This is a genomic window from Salinivibrio sp. PR919, assembly GCF_001995355.1.
GTDB lineage: Bacteria > Pseudomonadota > Gammaproteobacteria > Enterobacterales > Vibrionaceae > Salinivibrio > Salinivibrio proteolyticus.
In genome coordinates, this window is the sequence record NZ_MUFL01000160.1 from 1 (window position 1) to 2,022 (window position 2,022).

General features: G+C 51.2%; 2 protein-coding genes and 1 pseudogene. All 3 read right to left on the reverse strand.

The annotated features are described in order from the left end of the window. Positions 1 to 305 (reverse strand): annotated as a pseudogene (locus BZG83_RS16305) (rhomboid family intramembrane serine protease GlpG); the annotation flags it as partial. Between the two features lie 15 nt (positions 306 to 320). Further along, entirely contained in the window at positions 321 to 653 is a 333-nt protein-coding gene (gene glpE, locus BZG83_RS16310; protein WP_069589045.1) for a thiosulfate sulfurtransferase GlpE, read from the reverse strand. Between the two features lie 316 nt (positions 654 to 969). Beyond that, a complete protein-coding gene (gene rpoH, locus BZG83_RS16315; RefSeq protein WP_069589047.1) occupies positions 970 to 1,833 on the reverse strand; it encodes an RNA polymerase sigma factor RpoH in 864 nt (287 codons plus the stop codon). Between the last annotated feature and the right edge of the window lie 189 nt (positions 1,834 to 2,022).

Genomic DNA, 2,022 nt, shown 5'->3' on the forward strand with positions numbered 1-2,022 from the left:
CCATAACCCTGCGGAGGGATAATGAAACCGAGCGTGACCCATAACCCTGCGGAGGGATAATGAAACCGAGCGTGACGGGTTTCCGCTACCTGCCAAGACGCAGCCTGATAGCGGCTATGCATAGGCTCCGCCACAAAACGGGCCAGTTCTTGTTCAACCCAGGCGGCTTGGCTGTCATCGACCAGCCATAACGCCACTTGGGCATCCGCTTCCGGTGCCAGCTCAATCGCCACCTTATGCGCTGCTGCATAATCGACAAATGCCTGCGCTAGCCGTGCGTTAGGCAGTACCGCCATTTTTTGCATAGAGGCTCCTTGCGCCTATTCCAGTCCCGACTCAGTTGGCAAGGCCTGACGATGCCAAGCCTCAAAGCCACCATCGACACTGTAGACAGACTCGAACCCTTGGTTAATTAAATACTGTGCCGCCCCTTGGCTGCTAATGCCGTGGTAGCACATCACCAGTACGGGTTGATCAAAATCGACCTGATCCATAAAGGCGACCAAGGTGTCGTTGGTTAAGTGAAAGGCACCTTGAGAGTGCGCCACTTGAAAGGTTTGTGGATCGCGAATATCCACTAATACTGCATTTTGCTGATCATCACGCAGCATTTCCCACGCATCGGTCACAGAGATATGAGCAAACTGATCCATACCTAATTCCACTCCACTCACAGAGTTATTCCCAAAGTTATGTAGCACGATGCTATCGCGCCGCTCGTTATAAACGGCATTGTACCTGAGTTTAGGCCGCCTCGCTTGTTAGACAGGTTAAGTCATGGTCATTTATTGATCGTCTGTGGAAAAAGGTGTGGATTGCGTTGATAAGCGAAGATCGTCGAATAGGATCCACTAGATATAGATCTGATCATGGATAAGCTGTGAATAAGTTACGTGAAACTTTCTAACTCCGATGATCAACAGATATAAAAAAACCGGCCCGCGGGCCGGTTTATTCGCATGGATAGCGCTATAGGGCGTCACCCATGGCATGTTTCAGTTTCTTCATCGCATTTTTTTCAAGCTGGCGAATCCGCTCAGCCGAGACTTGGTAATGATCCGCCAAATCTTGCAACGTGGCCTTGTCATCATCCAACCAACGTGCGCGAACAATGTGTTGGCTTCGCTCATCCAATGCAGCCAGTGCATGGGCAAGACGACGGTTCGCGTGCGATTCCCAGTTTTCCGCCTCTAGCGAGGCCGCCACATCAGAGCTCTTGTCTTCTAAGTAGTAGACTGGAGCCATGGCGGCGCCATCACGCTCATCATCGGCGTTTGCTGGGGCTTCGAAGGTCGCATCTTGCGCGGCGAGACGTGCTTCCATCTCGCGGACTTCTGCTGCATCAACACCAAGTTGCTCCGCCACCATGTTCACTTCATCGTTGTTAAACCACCCCAAGCGCTTTTTGTTTTTGCGCAGGTTAAAGAACAGCTTACGCTGTGCTTTGGTGGTTGCCACTTTAACGATACGCCAGTTACGCAGCACGTACTCGTGAATTTCGGCTTTGATCCAGTGCACCGCAAAGGAGACAAGGCGAACGCCGACTTCTGGGTTAAAGCGTTTGACCGCTTTCATCAAGCCGATGTTACCCTCTTGCACTAAATCTGCCATGGGTAAGCCGTATCCGGTGTATCCACGGGCGATATGAACAACAAAACGCAAGTGTGAGAGGATCAGCGATTTCGCTGCCTCAAGATCACCATGGTAATGGAGACGCTCGGCCAACGCATGCTCCTCTTCGGCAGTGAGCATGGGGTGGCTATTCACCGCCTGCAGGTAACTGTCTAAGTTATCCTGTGCGATGGGGGCCAGTGCGTACATCTCTTTTGTCATTCAAACCTCGTTTCCGAATCGTCGAAGACCGAATTGCTGATTAAGCATGCAAAAATATACCCAAGCGGGGTAAAACTGCAAGCCCTGTTGTGTGTCTCGTGCTCTATGACCGCAATAAGTCTACACAGGTTCAATTTCTTTTAGATAAGGTGGTGTCGCCAACACCGCGGCCAACACCCCTAATAAGGT

Coding starts and splice junctions, on each gene's coding strand:
- glpE (WP_069589045.1), bottom strand. CDS start 653: ATGGATCAGTTTGCTCATATCTCTGTGACCGATGCGTGGGAAATGCTG.
- rpoH (WP_069589047.1), bottom strand. CDS start 1,833: ATGACAAAAGAGATGTACGCACTGGCCCCCATCGCACAGGATAACTTA.